This is a genomic window from Streptomyces nigrescens (assembly GCF_027626975.1).
Classification (GTDB): Bacteria; Actinomycetota; Actinomycetes; order Streptomycetales; family Streptomycetaceae; genus Streptomyces; species Streptomyces nigrescens.
In genome coordinates this window covers 7499596-7515607 of record NZ_CP114203.1, presented here as the reverse complement: position 1 = coordinate 7515607, position 16012 = coordinate 7499596, and the positions used below count along the sequence as shown (strand labels likewise).

Annotated in this window: 15 protein-coding genes; 4 read left to right on the top strand and 11 right to left on the bottom strand. The window is 71.8% G+C overall.

Features of this window, described 5'->3' with window-relative positions:
* Nucleotides 1-15: 15 nt before the first annotated feature.
* On the bottom strand, nt 16-1242 hold the full coding sequence (locus tag STRNI_RS33270) for a glycoside hydrolase family 10-like protein (RefSeq protein ID WP_277412553.1): 1227 nt from the start codon (nt 1240-1242) through the stop codon (nt 16-18).
* 158 nt (nt 1243-1400) lie between these two features.
* On the opposite strand from STRNI_RS33270, the gene STRNI_RS33265 reads away from it, so the two are divergent.
* The 3 genes from STRNI_RS33265 (at nt 1401) to STRNI_RS33255 (ending at nt 3899) form a co-directional block, all read left to right on the top strand.
* A complete protein-coding gene (locus tag STRNI_RS33265) occupies nt 1401-2258 on the top strand; it encodes a 3-hydroxybutyryl-CoA dehydrogenase (protein WP_026169294.1) in 858 nt (285 codons plus the stop codon).
* 329 nt (nt 2259-2587) lie between these two features.
* Entirely contained in the window at nt 2588-3283 is a 696-nt protein-coding gene (locus STRNI_RS33260) for a zinc metalloprotease (RefSeq protein WP_266448177.1), read from the top strand.
* A gap of 358 nt (nt 3284-3641) precedes the next feature.
* The gene (locus STRNI_RS33255; protein WP_018087722.1) at nt 3642-3899 is read left to right on the top strand and encodes a hypothetical protein; all 258 of its coding nucleotides are present in this window, start codon (nt 3642-3644) and stop codon (nt 3897-3899) included.
* 30 nt (nt 3900-3929) lie between these two features.
* Here STRNI_RS33255 and STRNI_RS33250 read toward each other — a convergent pair whose 3' ends face one another.
* The 3 genes from STRNI_RS33250 to STRNI_RS33240 all read right to left on the bottom strand — a co-directional run bounded on the left by STRNI_RS33250 (nt 3930) and on the right by STRNI_RS33240 (nt 6587).
* Nucleotides 3930-4460 (bottom strand): NUDIX domain-containing protein, encoded by a 531-nt coding sequence (locus tag STRNI_RS33250; protein ID WP_018087723.1) that lies wholly within the window; start codon nt 4458-4460, stop codon nt 3930-3932.
* Between the two features lie 68 nt (nt 4461-4528).
* Nucleotides 4529-5866 (bottom strand): NsdA family TPR-like regulatory protein, encoded by a 1338-nt coding sequence (locus STRNI_RS33245; protein ID WP_018087724.1) that lies wholly within the window; start codon nt 5864-5866, stop codon nt 4529-4531.
* A gap of 127 nt (nt 5867-5993) precedes the next feature.
* Entirely contained in the window at nt 5994-6587 is a 594-nt protein-coding gene (locus tag STRNI_RS33240) for a TetR/AcrR family transcriptional regulator (protein WP_274734674.1), read from the bottom strand.
* Nucleotides 6588-6659: 72 nt separating this feature from the next.
* On the opposite strand from STRNI_RS33240, the gene STRNI_RS33235 reads away from it, so the two are divergent.
* Entirely contained in the window at nt 6660-7592 is a 933-nt protein-coding gene (locus STRNI_RS33235; protein ID WP_109888610.1) for an oxidoreductase, read from the top strand.
* Here the strand turns inward: STRNI_RS33235 and STRNI_RS33230 are convergent.
* The 7 genes from STRNI_RS33230 to rpmI all read right to left on the bottom strand — a co-directional run bounded on the left by STRNI_RS33230 (nt 7573) and on the right by rpmI (nt 15904).
* Nucleotides 7573-8787 (bottom strand): PP2C family protein-serine/threonine phosphatase, encoded by a 1215-nt coding sequence (locus STRNI_RS33230; RefSeq protein WP_109888612.1) that lies wholly within the window; start codon nt 8785-8787, stop codon nt 7573-7575. The two genes, STRNI_RS33235 and STRNI_RS33230, sit on opposite strands and share 20 nt — an antisense overlap.
* A 337-nt stretch (nt 8788-9124) precedes the next feature.
* A complete protein-coding gene (gene pheT, locus STRNI_RS33225; RefSeq protein WP_266448188.1) occupies nt 9125-11650 on the bottom strand; it encodes a phenylalanine--tRNA ligase subunit beta in 2526 nt (841 codons plus the stop codon).
* Nucleotides 11650-12774 carry a phenylalanine--tRNA ligase subunit alpha gene (gene pheS / locus STRNI_RS33220; RefSeq protein ID WP_093647777.1) on the bottom strand — a complete coding sequence of 375 codons (1125 nt, stop codon included), beginning with the start codon at nt 12772-12774 and terminating at the stop codon, nt 11650-11652. Before pheS ends, pheT begins: the two co-directional genes overlap by 1 nt.
* A 215-nt stretch (nt 12775-12989) precedes the next feature.
* Nucleotides 12990-14150 carry a sensor histidine kinase gene (locus STRNI_RS33215; RefSeq protein WP_174876466.1) on the bottom strand — a complete coding sequence of 387 codons (1161 nt, stop codon included), beginning with the start codon at nt 14148-14150 and terminating at the stop codon, nt 12990-12992.
* Between the two features lie 83 nt (nt 14151-14233).
* A complete protein-coding gene (locus STRNI_RS33210) occupies nt 14234-15088 on the bottom strand; it encodes a TrmH family RNA methyltransferase (RefSeq protein ID WP_274740432.1) in 855 nt (284 codons plus the stop codon).
* A gap of 133 nt (nt 15089-15221) precedes the next feature.
* A complete protein-coding gene (gene rplT / locus STRNI_RS33205; RefSeq protein ID WP_018087732.1) occupies nt 15222-15605 on the bottom strand; it encodes a 50S ribosomal protein L20 in 384 nt (127 codons plus the stop codon).
* 104 nt (nt 15606-15709) lie between these two features.
* Nucleotides 15710-15904 (bottom strand): 50S ribosomal protein L35, encoded by a 195-nt coding sequence (gene rpmI, locus STRNI_RS33200; RefSeq protein WP_016576627.1) that lies wholly within the window; start codon nt 15902-15904, stop codon nt 15710-15712.
* Nucleotides 15905-16012 lie beyond the last annotated feature (108 nt).

The window sequence follows — 16012 nt, the reverse complement described above, 5'->3', positions numbered from 1 at the left end:
CCGCGCGGACCGCCCCTACGGGCGTGCCGTACTCCCGTAGTGGTCGCGCACGACCCGCGCCATGGCACCGGCCCGGTCCCTGACCACCTCCTTCGCCGAGAAGTAGACATGGCCGCCCACCTGCGGGTAGCCGCGGGCGAAGGTGAGGTGGCGGGAGAGCTCGGCCGGGTTCTTCCAGGCGGCGGGCTGGGCGTCACCCGCCTTGTAGAGGGCCTCGCCGATGTAGAGGTCCACTCCCGTGCCGTCGACGGTCCGTGCCCACCAGGGCACGAGTTCGGCGTAGTCGGCGGGCGTGGAGCCAAGGGGCCAGTAGACCTGCGGCACGATGTAGTCCAGCCAGCCCTCGCGCACCCAGCGACGGGTGTCGGCATACAGATCGTCGTAGGTCTGCACCCCGGCCTGCGTACGGGAGCCCTGCGGATCGGTGCCGTGATTGCGCCAGACCGCGAACGGACTGACCCCGAACCGCACCTGGCGCCCCGCCCGCTCGTTCCCGTCCCGCAGCTTCCCGGCCATCTCGTACACCAGCCGGTCGATGTTGTCCCGCCGCCAGGCGGCCCGGTTCGCGAAGCCGCTGCCGTACTCGTCGAACGCCGCGTCGTCGTCGAAGCGCTGCCCGGCGACCGGATACGGATAGAAGTAGTCGTCGAAGTGCACCCCGTCGACGGGGTAGCGCCGCACCGCGTCGAGCATCGCGTCCTGGACGAAGCTCCGGACCTCCGGCAGCCCGGGGTTGTAGTAGAGCTTGCCGCCGTACGGAAGGACCCAGCGGGGGTGCCGGCGGGCAGGGTGGTCCGGTGCCAGCCGGCCGGGGTCGGTGTGGTTGGCGACCCGGTACGGATTGAACCAGGCGTGCAGTTCGAGACCCCGCCCGTGTGCCTCGCGGACCGCGAAGCCGAGCGGGTCCCAGCCGGGATCGCGGCCCTGCTGCCCGGTCAGATACTGCGCCCAGGGCTCGTACGGGGACGGCCACAGGGCGTCCGCGGTGGGCCGCACCTGGAAGAACACCGTATTGAGCCGGCGGGCGACGGCCGTGTCGAAAAGGGCGCGCAGTTCGCGCTGTTGCTCGGCGGGGCGGAGCTTCGCGCTGGTGGGCCAGTCGAGGTTGGCGACGGTGGCCAGCCACATACCGCGCAGCTCGCGCCGCGGCGCCCCGCTCGCGGACCCCGTGCCCGTGGCGAGCAGTGCGGAGGCCGCCCCCACAGCGGCCGTGGCAAACGTTCTGCGGGTGATCCGTCTCATCAAAAGTCCCCAAGTTGTCCGGTTCGTCCGTCCTGAGGGCTCAGAATGCCCGCCCCGGCACCCGTGACCCAGCACCGCGCGGAGTAACGTCGGGGTCGAGGCGGGTGCCGGACCCTTACGGCGTACCGCCGGTCCTGAAGATCAGCGAAAGGCACGATGTGACCGACATCGAACGCGTCGGAGTGGTCGGCTGCGGCCAGATGGGCGCAGGCATCGCCGAGGTGTGCGCCCGCGCCGGACTGGACGTCATGGTCGCCGAGACCACCGGCGAAGCTCTGGAGCTGGGTCGCACCCGTTTGACCAACTCTCTCGGCAAGGCCGCCGAGCGCGGCAAGATCACCGCCGCGGAGCGCGACGCGACGCTCGGCCGGCTCAGCTTCACCACCGACCTCGGGGAGTTCGCCGACCGCGATCTCGTCATCGAGGCCGTGGTGGAGAACGAGCAGGTCAAGACCGAGATCTTCCAGGTCCTCGACCAGGTGATCACCCGTCCGGACGCCATCCTGGCCTCCAACACCTCGTCGATCCCGCTGGTGAAGCTGGCGGTCGCCACCTCCCGTCCCGACCAGGTCATCGGGATCCACTTCTTCAACCCGGCGCCGGTGCAGAAGCTCGTCGAGCTGATCCCGGCCCTGACCACCGGCGAGGAGACCATCAAGCGCTCCGAGGCGCTGGTGCAGGACGTGCTGGGCAAGCATGCGATCCGCGCCCAGGACCGCTCGGGCTTCGTCGTCAACGCCCTGCTCATCCCGTACCTGCTCTCCGCGATCCGGATGTTCGAGTCGGGCATCGCCAGCCGCGAGGACATCGACAACGGCATGGAGCTGGGCTGCGCCCACCCGATGGGCCCGCTCAAGCTGACCGACCTGATCGGCCTGGACACCGTGGCCTCGGTCGCCGAGTCGATGTACCACGAGTACAAGGAACCCCTGTACGCCGCTCCCCCGCTGCTCGCGCGCATGGTCGACGCGGGCCGACTGGGCCGGAAGTCGGGGTCGGGGTTCTACGCGTACTGAGACCCGCATCGATCCAGTTTTTGACGCGCCGCCGGGAGCCCCGGCGAGCGCATGAGCCGGGCCCGCCTCCTCCCCAGGAGGCGGGCCCGGCTGCTTCGGCACACGCTGCCCGCCTCCGCCCACAACGCCCCGCACCGTCCGGTGCGGGGCGTTGCGCTGTGCACCCGCGTCCACGTCCACGTCCACGTCCGACGGTGCCGCCATATCCCTCCTTGCGCTCAAATCCCGCTGAAAACGATCTAGTTGACGATGTATCCCTTTTCCCGCCTCATGCGTCTCACTTGTGAAAGGACCATCACACTCCCCCCACAACTACATAAGGAGGACCCATGCACAAGGCCCTGCCCGTGGCCGCGGCGCTCGCGGTGTGCGCGCTCGCCGCCGTGCCCACGCAGGCGGCGACGCTCGCCACGAAGGGCACCGGGTGGAAGCTCACCACCCAGCTCGGCGTCACCAGCCTCAGCCCCGGCCGCCAGTACACGATCACGTTCGCCACGTCCGCGATGAAGACCCGCTACACGCCCTACCTGACCGCCGCGGTGTCCCAGGCCAGGGCCGCCGGTCTGAAGCTCGCCATCGGGGGCGTCGAACCCGTCAACCCGGCGAAGTGCGGGCCCGTGGGGCACGTCCAGTACACCGAGATCTACCGGCCGCTCGGCCGCCCCGGATTCAGCCAGGGCATGCCCTGCCCCCACCCACCCAAGGGCGTCGGCACCGGCGGCATCGTCGCCATCGACTCCGAGTACTGGGACGGCACCTGGCCGATGCCCGCGTACAAACTGCGGAACACGCTCGTGCACGAGCCGCTCCACGCGCTCGGCCTCGACCACCCCAACCTGGACCTCGACAAGGACGGGAAGGCCGCCGACCACGAATGCGTGGCCAACCCCTCCGGCGAGACCCCGGTCATGTGCTCGCCGCACGGCGGCTACCGGACCGGCACCGCTATGGGCCGCCTCACCGGCTTCGACCTCGACGGGCTGAAGGCGCTGCTGGCCAATGCCCGTGCCCAGGGCATCAAGTAGCCGGGGCGGTACGTCCGGGCCGGGCCCACGGGCCGTCCGCCCGCCGCTCGGGGGGAAGGAACCGGCGGGCGGACCCCGGGCCGGCGGGCGCCCGTCCGCCGGCGTCGGCCCCCGTGGCACCTTCGAGTCAACCCCCGCGCGGGCGCGTACGGGAGCGTGTGAAGCGCGCCTGTCGGGGTGCGCGGTTCACACCCCGTGCGAAGGGCCGCCGCCCCGTCACCCCGTGTCACCTCACACGGGGTGTGAAGCGCAGACCCGGATCTCCCCGCCGCACACGCTCCCGCCCTTCGCCGCAGCACAGTTGACTGAGGCCCGTACCGACACCGAAGCAGCTGACCGAAGGAAAGAGGAGCGGACCGTGACCGCCCACACCGAACCCGATCCGGTAACCGCCGACTTAGCCGAGCTGAGGCGTCTGCTCGACGTCCGCACCGCCCGGGTCGACGGCCAACTCGCGCTGCTCGCCCAGCGCTCCGAGCAGTACGAGCGGGACGCGGACGAACTACAGGCCCGCGTCACACGGCTGGAGAGCACCCGCTGGCCGCTGCCGTCCCTCGCCGCGCTCACGGGGCTCGCGGCGCTGGTGGTGGCGGTGTGGCAGGCCCTGGGCCGGTGACCGCCGGCCGCGGTCACCGGCCGGTTCCGGTCAGCCCAGCCGGAGGTGATGCAGCATCAGCAACGCGGCGGCCATATTGGCGGCCGGCACCTCCCCTCGCGCCACCATGTCGGGCACCAGCTTCAACGCCACCCACTCCCGCCGCTCGGACTCGAATCCGTCCTGGGGCGGGCCGGTGTACTCGCCCTCCTCGGACCAGTAGATGTGGTGCCGTGCGTCGGTGAGGCCGTTGGACGGCTCCACCGTGAGGAGATGCTGGAGGGGCCCGGGCCGCCACCCGGTCTCCTCCTCCATCTCCCGGGCGGCCGCCGCCGCGGGGTCCTCGCCGTCCTCGACGACCCCGGCGGCCAGCTCCCAGCCCCAGGTGTCGGTGATGAACCGGTGCCGCCACAGCAGCAGCACCTCATTGGCCTCATTGACCACCGTGGCCACGGCGACGGGCCGCATCCGGATCAGATAGTGATCCAGATGGCGGCCGTCAGGCAGTTCCACATCGGCCAGATTGACCCGGAACCAGGGATTCGCGTAGACGGGCTTTTCGCCGAGATTGTTCCAACGCACGTAACTGCCACCTTCCGCTGTAGGGCCGGCAAGGTGACACGAGCCCGGTCAGGGGCGTGTCGTACGCCCTACAACGGAACGCGCAGCACCTCGTCGATGAGATCGGCAGCCTCGTCCGTCGCGGAGCTCCCGGTCTCCGCCAGATGTTCGCGCACCGCCCGCAGCCGGTCCCGCAGCCGTTGCGACTCCATTCCGCGAGCCTGCTCCGTCATCTGCGCGGCATTGGCCACCGCCCGGTCCGCATCGCCTTGACGCAGCTCGATATGGGTGAGCATGGCCAGCCGGTGGACCCGGCCGCGGTCGTGTGCGGGGGTGTCGACGGCGGCGTCCGCCTGCTCCCGGGCGGCCCGTAAGTCACCCAGGCTGAGCAGCGCCTCCGCCACCTGTACGTTCACCAGGCCGGGCTGGACATAGCCCGTCTCGGCCGGTTCGAGACCGGGTCGGATACGTTCCGCGGCCGCCTCCGCGCGCCGGATGCACGACAGCGCGGCGGCGCCGTCACCGAGCCGGGCGTAGGACTTGGCCTGCATCGCGTAGAGGTCCGCGGAGAGCGCCGGGGTGATCTGCGGACCCGCGGCCCGCAGCGCCGCCTCCGCGAAGGCGACCGCCTGGCGGTATTCCCGTACGAAGAGGGACTGGTTGACCAGCAGCGCGATCACATACGCGCCGAGGCCGCGGTCCCCGCTGGCCTTGGCCAGCCGGAGCGCCTGATGGAAGTAGCGCTGGGCCAGCCCGAGAGCGTCCGAGTCGTACGCACAGATGCCGGCGACCGCGACCAGTCCGCCGGTCGCCCGGTGGAGCTGACGCCCCGTCGCATCGCTGTAGCTGCCCCGCAGCAGCGGCGCCGCCTCGGCGTTGAGGAATCCCACGATGCGTGCTCTGGTAGCGATACCACCCGCCTTCCGGTACATCGTCTCGTAGTGCGTCCGCGCGGTGCGCAGCATCTCGATGTCGGCCATGCCGACCCGGGTCAGCCCGTCACGCGAGACATCGGAGTCCTCGGGCGGGTTCTCCCACTCCCATACGGGGATGACCGCCGAGGTGCCGGTGAGCGCCGGTGCGTCGAGGATGTGCGGGCGCTGCTGCTCATCGGACCGCCACAGCGCGGTGGCCCGCTCGACGAAGCCGGAGAGCGGGGTGTCGGCGGCCCGCCGCGACCCCGGACCGCTGAACCCGATGTCATCGAGCCCGACCGGCCGGTGCAGCCGCTCCCCCATGATCTCGCAGATCAGATCGGGCACCTGCCCCCGCGGCCGCTGGCCCTTCAACCACCGGGCCACCGCGGTGTGTTCGTAGCGCAGCGCCAGACCGCGGCGGCGGCCGAGCTGGTTGATCCGCGCGGCGAGTCCCGCATGCGAGATACCGGACTCGTCGAGCATCGCGTCCAGCAGGGTGTTGGGCTCCATACCGGCCTCCCGGTGAGCCGGGCCCGTCCACGGACCGCCGGCTCATGGCCTTGTCGACATGAGCACTCCGTCAGTCGAGCGTAGTGAACGCCCCTTCACACGGGGTGTGAAGGGGCGCGGCGCCTCCTCACGGAGCACAGCCCCGCAGCATGTACGCGATCACCGCGTCGAGGCCGGCCGCGACCTGCTCCGCGGAGAGCACACTGCTCATCGCGAAGCTGGCGAAGCCGTGCAAGGTGGTGAACACCGGCAGGGCGATGCTGTCGACGGGGCCCTCCCGCACCTCACCGTCGCGCTGCCCCTCCGCGACCATCTCCTCCGCCATCGCTCCCAGCCGGTGCGCGGCCGCGATCAGCGCCTCGGACGCCGCCGGATCGTGCTTGACCGTGTACATCAGGTCGAGCAGCTCGGCGTTGGCGACGGCGAAGTCCACATAGGCGCGGACGAGTCCGCCGAGCCGGTCGGGGAAGGTCTCGCCCGCCTCCCGGGATGCGGCCAGGGTCTCGTGCAGACGGTCGAAACCGGCCAGCGCCAGCGCGTCGAGCAGCGCCTGCTTGTCCTTGAAGTGCCGGCTCGGGGCGGCATGGCTGACCCCGAGGTCGCGGGCCAGCTCCCGCAGGGACAGGGCACCCGGCCCCTTCTCGCGGAGCGTCTGCTCGGCGCGGGTGAGCAGCGCGGCGCGCAGGTCTCCGTGGTGGTAACGACGATGCATGGCCGCCATCCTATCCCCCATGTATTCACTGGCTACATTGTTGACATTGACATCAATGTTGGCGTTGCCTACATTGAAGCCATGACGCAGACCCCGAAGTGGAACACCACCGACATTCCCGACCAGACCGGCCGCACCGCCATCGTGACCGGCGCCAACAGCGGACTGGGCATCGCCACCGTCGACGCCCTCGCACGAGCGGGCGCCCATGTCGTCCTCGCCGTACGGGACCTCAAGCGCGGCGAGTCCGCCGCCGCCACCGTGCGGGGCGCCCGCGGCACCGTCGAAGTCCGCCGCCTCGACCTGGCCGACCTCGCCTCCGTCCGCGCGTTCGCCGCCGCCTGGCAGGACCCGGTCGATCTACTGATCAACAACGCCGGAGTCATGAACATCCCGGAGTCCCGGACGAAGGACGGCTTCGAGACGCAGTTCGGCACCAACCACCTCGGCCACTTCGCGCTGACCAACCTGCTGCTGCCGCGCCTCACCGACCGTGTGGTGACCGTGTCGTCCGGCGCCCACCGGCTGCCCGGCAACCACATCCACTTCGACGACCTGAACCTGACCGGCGCCTACCGCCCCGTCACCGCCTACAGCCAGTCCAAGCTGGCCAACCTGCTGTTCACCCTGGAGCTGCAACGCCGTCTCGCCGCCGCGGGATCGCCGGTGCGCGCCCTCGCCGCACACCCGGGCTGGGCCGCCACCAACCTCCAGGGCGCCGACGCCAGCGCTCTGCGGCGCGCGGTGATGCGGGTGGGCAACCGGCTGGTCGCACAGGACAACAAGGCCGGCGCGCTCCCCACGCTCTACGCCGCCACCCAGGACCTGCCGGGCGCCTCCTACCTCGGCCCGGACGGGCTCGGCGAGATGCGCGGCGCACCGACGCTGGTCGGCAGGACGGCCGCGGCCAGCGACCCGGAGAGCGCCCGGCGCCTGTGGCAGGCCTCCGAAGAGCTGACCGGCGTCACCTTCCCGTCGCCGACCGGCCGAGAGGTCACGGAAGGCGCACGGTAGGCGGGGCGGTGCCGGCCGCCCGCACCGGCACCCGCACCCGGTCGTTGCTCAGCATCAGCAGCGCCACATCGTCCGTCAGCCGACCGCCCGCATGCCGCAGCAGCGCCTTCCGTACGCTCCCGACCACCCCCGCCGGCGAGGGTCCGCACGGGGCCGCGGCCGCCTCGACACTGCTGCGCAGCTCCTGGGCCAGCGGAAAGAACTCCCCCGCCGCGTCCCGCGCATCGGACGCCCCGTCGGTGTGCAGAAACAGCCCCTCGCCGGGCCGCAGCCGCCCACAGCGCACCGCGGGCAGCTCCCGCGGCAACGGGAACAGCCCCAGCGGCGGCATCGGATCGGCCGGGGCGACCGGCGCGACCGCCCGGCAGGCGATCCGATAGGGCCACGGATGCCCGCAGTTGAGCGCCGTGACGGACCCGTCCCGGGCCACCTCCAGAAGCAGCAGCGTCACGAACTCCTCGGCGAGCGGGCTCCCCGGCTCCCCGCCGGCCGCCGACCGCCCGGTGTGCGCCCGCTCCCGCAGATGCCGCTGGTGCGACCGCTCCAACCGGCGCAGCACCTCCCCCAGTTCGGGCTCGTCGTGCACCACTTCGCGGAAGCTGCCGAGCATCGCCGCGACCGTGCCCATGGCGTCCAGCCCGTGCCCGCGCACATCCCCGATCACCGCCCGGACCCCGTGCCGGGTCCCCACGACCTCGTACAGGTCCCCGCCGACCACGGCCCCCTCGCTCGCGGAGAGATGGTCGGCCGCCAGCAGCACCCCGTCGATCCGCCGCGGTAACGGCCGCAGCAGCACCCGCTGCGCGGTGGCGGCGACCTCCCGGGTGCGCTCCAGCTCCCGTACGAGCCGCAGCCGCCGCCCGGCCGTCAGATAGCTGGCGCCGATCACCGCGAGGACCGCGCCACAGGTCATCAGGCGGGTGCCCCACCCGGCCCCGGGCTCCGCCTCGCCGAACGGCACCAGCGCGAGCAGCGCGCACAGCCCGCCGAGCAGCACGCACTGGCGGCGGCCGGTGCCCGCGCAGGCGATGGCGGGCGCGGCGGCGAGGAGTTGCAGCAATTGGCCGCTGGTCGGGTGGCTCAGCTCCCAGGCCACCACGCCGAGCACCCAGAGCCCGGGCAGGACGAAGACGAAGGCCCGCCGGGCGCTTGCCGCCCCTGCGCGCGCTCCACCCCTCGCCCGGTTTCGGATCATGCCGATGGCCCCCCTAGCCGGTGGTCCCCCAGGTAGTGAGCGGGTCGGCCCGGCCCACTGGCGCGGTCACACGGGCCCTGCCGACCCGGTCGATTCTCGCGACGTTCCGTGTCCATCCGACGACGATACGTACATCATCACCCGATGGAGTGATGGTGTACGGATCTGATCGTCTCCCTGGAAACCGCGGCCGCCCCAGGGACACCCGCCCCGCCCCACCGGCCCCACAGAACCCGCCCGCCGCACACCGAAAGGGGTGAGGGCGTGGACGGTGTACACCGTCCACGCCCTCACCCCGTCAAGCACGCCGTCGCGCGGTCGCAGGCAACGCCCACGCTCAGCCGCGCAGCACCGCCCCCGTCCGCTCCACGGCCGCCGCGACCGCCGCGTCGCGGGCCGCCGAGGCCTCCTCGGCGGTCAGCGTCCGGTCGGCGGCGCGGAAGCGCAGCGCATACGCCAGCGACTTCTTGCCCGCGCCGATCTGCTCGCCGGTGAAGACGTCGAACAGCCGCAGCGACTCCAGCAGTTCACCCGCACCGCCGCGCAGCGCACCCTCGACCTCCGCCGCCGGGACACCGGCGTCGACCACGAGAGCGACATCCTGGGTCGCGACCGGGAAGGCCGAGATCTTCGGGGCGCGCAGCGGTCCGGTGCCGGCCTGCTCCAGCCGGTCCAGGTCGATCTCCATCGCGCAGGTGCGCTCCGGCAGGGCCAGCGTCTTGATGACCCGCGGGTGCAGTTCACCGGCGTTGCCGACGAGGATCTCCTCGCCGTCGACGAGGGCGAGCAGCGCCGCACAGCGGCCCGGGTGGAACGGGGCGTGCTGGTCCTGGCGGACGATCAGCTCCACCCCCGCCTCCCGTGCGACGGTACGGCCCGCCTCGATGGCGTCCGCCCAGATCCCCGGGCGGGCGGCGCCCCACCAGCCGTCCTGCTCACGGCCGCCGGCGAGCACCACGGCGGCACGCCGCGGCTGCTGCGGGAGCGAGGCGTCCAGCGAGGCGATCTCGTCGTCGGTCGGCCGGCGGTCGACGACCAGCCGGCTGGCCGGCTTCTCGTCGCCGGTCGCCCGGAAGACCGGTCCGGTCTCGAAGAGCGCCAGGTCGTGGGTGCCCCGCCCGTAGTTGCGGCGCAGCGCGTGCAGCAGACCCGGGATCAGCGTCGTACGGAGGTCGGGCTCCTCGTCGGAGAGCGGGTTGACGAGGGTGACGGCCGCACGGCGCGGGTCGTCCGCCTCGATCCCGAGCTGGTCGAGCACGTGCGAGCCGGTGAACGGGTAGTTCAGCGCCTCGACATAGCCCGCACCGGCCAGCGCACGGCCGACCCGGCGGTACAGCCGCTGACGCTCGGTCAGCCCCCGGCCGGCCGGCGGCTTCGGGAGGGTGGAGGGCAGGTTCTCGTAGCCCTCCAGCCGGATGACCTCTTCGGCAAGGTCGTTCGGCTCGCTGAGGTCCGGCCGCCAGGACGGCACGGTCACGACCAGCTCGTCCTGCCCGTAGACGTCACAGCCGACCTGCTGGAGGCGGCGGACGACGGTCTTCCGGCCGTACTCGACACCGGCGACCTTGTCCGGGTGGCCTGCGGAGAGGGTGATCGTGCGCGGCCCGCGGGGCGTGACGACCTCGGTGACGCCGTCCTCGGCGGTACCGCCCGCGAGCAGCACCAGCAGGTCGACGGTGCGCTGCGCCGCGGCGGACGCGGCCTCCGGGTCCACCCCGCGCTCGAAGCGCTTGGCGGCCTCCGAGGACAGCTTGTGCCGGCGGGCCGTACGGGCGATGGAGAGCGCGTCGAAGTGCGCGGCCTCGATCACGACATCGGTGGTGCCCTGCGGCTGACCGGTCCCGTCCTCCGCGACCGGGGCCGCGATCTCGGTGTTGGCGCCGCCCATGACACCCGCGAGGCCGATCGGACCGCGGTTGTCGGTGATGACCAGGTCCTCGGCGTCCAGCACCCGCTTGGTGCCGTCCAGGGTGGTCAGCTGCTCGCCCGCGCTCGCCCGGCGGACGCCGATCGGGCCGTCCACGCTGGTGCGGTCGTAGGCGTGCAGCGGCTGGCCGAGCTCCAGCATCACGTAGTTGGTGATGTCGACGGCCAGCGAGACCGGACGCATCCCGGCCTTCTGGAGGCGGCGCTGCATCCAGAGCGGGGTGCGCGCGCCGGGCTCCAGACCGGTGACCGTACGGGCGGTGAAGCGGTCGCAGCCGAGCGGGTCGGAGACCTGGACCGGGTAGCCGGCGGAGTTCGGCGGCGGCACGTCCAGCAGCGCCGGGTCACGCAGCGGCAGCCCGTAGGCGGTGGCGGTCTCACGGGCGACACCGCGCATCGACAGGCAGTAGCCGCGGTCCGGGGTGACGGCGATGTCCAGCACCTCGTCGACGAGCTCCAGCAGCTCGATCGCGTCGGTGCCGACCTCGTACTCGGGCGGCAGCACGATGATGCCGTGCGTACCGTCGTCGCCCATGCCCAGCTCGTCGCCGGAGCAGATCATGCCGTGCGACTTCTTGCCGTACGTCTTGCGCGCGGCGATCTTGAAGTCGCCGGGCAGCACGGCGCCGGGGAGGACGACCACGACCTTGTCGCCGACGGAGAAGTTCCGCGCGCCACAGACGATTTCCTGCGGCTCGCCCGTGCCGTTGGCCTGGCCGACGTCCACCGTGCAGAAGCGGATCGGCTTCTTGAAGCCCTCCAGCTCCTCGATGGTCAGCACCTGGCCGACGACGAGCGGGCCCTTGAGGCCCTCGCCGAGGCGCTCGACGGTCTCGACCTCCAGGCCGACGGCAATGAGCTTGGCCTGTACGTCACGGCCGGTCTCCGTCGCCGGCAGGTCGACGTACTCCCGCAGCCAAGAAAGCGGGACCCGCATCAGATCTCCATCCCGAACGGCCGGGTGAACCGGACGTCGCCTTCGAACATGTCACGCATGTCTTCCACGTTGTGCCGGAACATCAGCATCCGGTCGATGCCGAACCCGAAGGCGAAGCCGCTGTACTTCTCGGGGTCGACGCCGCAGGCGATGAGCACCTTGGGGTTGACCATTCCGCAGCCGCCGAGCTCGATCCAGCCCTCGCTGGAGCAGGTGCGGCAGGGGCGGTCGGGGTTGCCCACGGACTCGCCACGGCAGACGTAGCAGACCATGTCCATCTCGGCGGACGGCTCGGTGAACGGGAAGTAGTTCGGCCGCAGCCGGGTCTTCATGTCGGGGCCGAACAGCGCCCGGACCATGTGGTCGAGCGTGCCCTTGAGGTCGGCCATGGTCAGGCCCTCGTCGACGGCGAGCAGCTCGATCTGGTGGAAGACCGGGGAGTGCGTGGCGTCCAGCTCGTCGGTGCGGTAGACCCGCCCCGGGCAGACGACGTAGACCGGCGGCTCGCGGTCGACGAGCGTACGGGCCTGGACCGGCGAGGTGTGGGTGCGCAGCACGACGCCGGACTCATCGCCCTCGGTCCCGTTGCCCTGGACGAAGAAGGTGTCCTGCATCTGGCGCGCCGGGTGGTCGGGCACGAAGTTGAGGGCGTCGAAGTTGAACCACTCCGCCTCGACCTCGGGGCCCTCGGCGACCTCGTAGCCCATGGCCACGAAGACGTCCGCGACCCGCTCCATGAAGGTGGTGAGCGGGTGCCGGGCGCCGGCCGGGGTGCGGTCGTAGGGCAGCGTGACGTCCACTGCCTCCTCGACCAGCACGCGGGCGTCGCGCTCCGCCTCCAGCTCCTCCTGGCGGACCTTGAGCGCCTGGTTCACCCGGCCACGGGCCTGGCCGACGCGCTTGCCGGCGTCCGCCTTGGCGTGCGGGGGCAGGGCGCCGATCTCACGGTTGGCGAGCGCGAGCGGCGAGCGGTCGCCGGTGTGCGCGACCTTCACCTCACGCAGCTCCTCAAGATCGGCCGCGGCGGCGATGGCGGCCAGCGCCTCGTCCAGCCGTGCGGCGATCTCTTCCGGTTTCAGGGCTTCGACCTCGACAGGGTCGTACGACTTATTGGGTGCGGACATCTCTTCCCGTGCTTCCGGTGGACTGGCTTGGCTTGGCTCGCGTCGCCTCGGCTGTTCGATCACAAACGTCGATGACGAACGTCGATCACGAACGTGGGATGCCGAGCCCGCGTGTGCCCGCGATGCCTGTGCGCCAAAGGTGCCAAAGGTCAAGTCTAAGGGGGACGGGCCGCGCGGCCGGTCCGCGCCCCCGCGGGGCGCCCGCCGCTTCCGCTTCAGGCCATGAAGGCCGGCGTCGCGACGGGCAGGCTAAATCGGAACTGTGCGCCGCCGGCCGGCGCCCGGCCGACCGTGATCGTCCCGCCGTGGGCCTCGACGATGCCCTTGACGATGTAGAGGCCCAGGCCGGTGCCGCCGCGCTTGCTGCCCCGCCAGAAGCGGGTGAAGACGCGGCTCATCGATTCCTCCGGGATGCCGGGGCCCTCGTCGCTCACGGTGACGCTCGTCCCCTCCGTGCTGGTCGCGTCCGATACCGGTCCGACCTCGATGGTGACGGTTCCCTCGCCGTGACGCACCGCATTTTCCAGCAGGTTGCCCAGGACCTGGTCGACCTTGTCCGGATCCGCCCACAGATCGGGCAGCGGTTCCAGCATCCGGATCAGGAAGCGGTCCGGGCGCTGGCCGGCGGTGGTCTGCGCCTGGACGTGCCGGCGGACCGCGGCGCTCATGTCGACGCGCTGGCGGCGCACCTCCAGCCGCCCCGAATCGATCCGGGAGATGTCCAGCAGCTCGGCGATCAGCCGGGTGACGCGGTTGGCGTCGGCGTCCACCGTCTCCAGCATCAGCCGCTTCTGGTCGTCGGTGAAGCGTTCCCACTTCTGGAGGAGGGTGGCGGTGAAGCCCTTGACCGAGGTCAGCGGCGAGCGCAGTTCATGGGCGACGGTGGCGATCAGCTCGGCGTGGCTGAGCTCCGTACGGCGCCGGGCCTCGGTGCCGCGCAGCGCGATCACCAGCCGCCGGACGGGACCCGTCGGCCGGGTGCGGACATAGCGGGCGGAGACCAGCACCTCGCGGCCGCCGAGCAGCAGATTGCGCTCGGGCTGGCCGCGGCGGATCGCGAGCCCGCCGTAGGGGTCGGTGAGCCGCCACCAGCGGCGGCCCTCGATGTCCTGCAGCGGCAGGGCGTGTTCGAGGGGGCGGCCGAGCGCGTCCTCGGGAGCGATGTGGGTGATCTTGGCCGCGGCGGCGTTGAAGCAGATCACCCGGCCGGTCTCATCGGCGACGACCAGGCCGTCGGGGAGATCGTCGGGGTCCAGGCCGAGACCGCTCCCCAGGGCGTCCGGTTCCCCGGCCTGAGCGGGCAACGGCCCGCGCGCCGGTCCGTCGGACCGGCGGCCGTCAGCGGTGACTGTGATGCCGGAAGTCCTCACACTCATCCCCGTTACCCCCTTCCGGGCCCCCGAGCACGCAAGCCTACTAGCTCACACCGGAAGTGCCCCGAAGATCGGAGGGACACCCCTCAGGCGGGTGACACCGCGCGGCAGCCACCCGGGCTGCGCTGGGCGCGGGCGGAGGCGTAGAGGCAGACCGCCGCGGCCGTCGCGAGGTTGAGGCTCTCCGCCCTGCCGTGGATCGGGACCCGCACCACGGCGTCCGCCAGCGCCCGGGTCTCCTCCGGCAGGCCCCAGGCCTCGTTGCCGAAGACCCAGGCGGTGGGCCCGCCCATGGAGCCGGTGTCCAGCTCGGCGTCCAGGTCGCGGTCGCCCGCGCCGTCGGCGGCGAGGATCCGTACACCGGCGGACTGCAGTCCGCTCACCACCCGCTCGACCGGGACGCCCACCGCGACCGGGAGGTGGAAGAGCGAACCGACCGAGGCACGTACGGACTTGGGGTTGTACAGGTCCACGGAGGCGTCGGTCAGCACCACGGCGTCCGCGCCCGCGGCGTCCGCGCAGCGCAGCACCGTGCCGGCGTTGCCGGGGTCACGGACGTTGGCGAGCACCGCGATCAACTGCGGGCGGGTGGCGAGGATTTCCTCGAACGGCGAGTCGAGGAACCCGCAGACGCCGAGCAGTCCCTGCGGGGTGACGGTCTGGGAGATGTCGGCGACGGTCCTGTCGTCGGCGTAGTGGACCCGCACCCCGGCCGCGCGGGCCGCCTCGACGATCTCGGTGTGCCGCTCGGCGGCCTCGACGGTGGCGAACAGCTCGATGAGCGTGGGCACACCGCCCGTGCGGTGCGCGATGGCCTCCCGTACGGCCTGCGGGCCCTCGGCGATGAACCGGCGCTCCTTGCCACGGAAGGCGCGGCGGGCCAGCCGCCGGGCGGCGGTGACACGCGGGGAACGCGGGGAGATCAGCTCGGGGGTGCCCATGGGCGGCGGCTCGCTTCTGTTGTTCGGTGCGGAGGGGTCCCGGTCCGTCCGCACGGACGTGGCCGGGTCCGGAAAAGCGGCGGACCCGCAGGCCGGGGCCTGCGGGTCCGTCACCACGTCGTCAGGCTGAAGTTCAGGCAGCCTTCGGGGCGTTGACGTCGCTCGGGAGCGCCTTCTGCGAGGCCTCGACGAGCGCGGCGAACGCGTTGGCGTCGTTGACCGCGAGGTCGGCCAGGATCTTGCGGTCCACCTCGATGTTGGCGGCCTTCAGACCCTGGATGAAGCGGTTGTAGGTCATGCCGTTGGCGCGGGCAGCGGCGTTGATGCGCTGGATCCACAGCTGACGGAAGTCGCCCTTGCGCTTCTTGCGGTCGTTGTAGTTGTAGACGAGGGAGTGGGTGACCTGCTCCTTCGCCTTGCGGTACAGGCGGGAGCGCTGGCCACGGTAGCCGCTGGCCTGCTCGAGGATCGCCCGGCGCTTCTTGTGGGCGTTGACTGCCCGCTTGACGCGTGCCACTTGTTAACTCCTTGTAGCGGGGCCGTGGTTGTCGTCACACGGCCCGAATCGATTGGGTCCCGGTCCGAGTCGCGCGCCCCCTCCAGTCAGTGGGGCGCGGCGGCTCACTTGCCGAGAAGCTTCTTGATCTTCGCGGCGTCGCCCGGGGCCATCTCGGCGTTGCCGGTGAGGCGACGCGTCACGCGGGACGACTTGTGCTCGAGCAGGTGGCGCTTGCCGGCGCGCTCACGCAGCACCTTGCCGGAGCCGGTGACCTTGAAGCGCTTGCTGGCACCGCTGTGCGTCTTGTTCTTCGGCATGCGCCGTTCTCTCCTCGTCAGTGGCGCTCCCGCAGGCACGAACCGGCGAGCGGGAGCGTCATGTATATCGATTGATGTCCGGGGCGGGCTCGCCCCGGGGTGAACCGG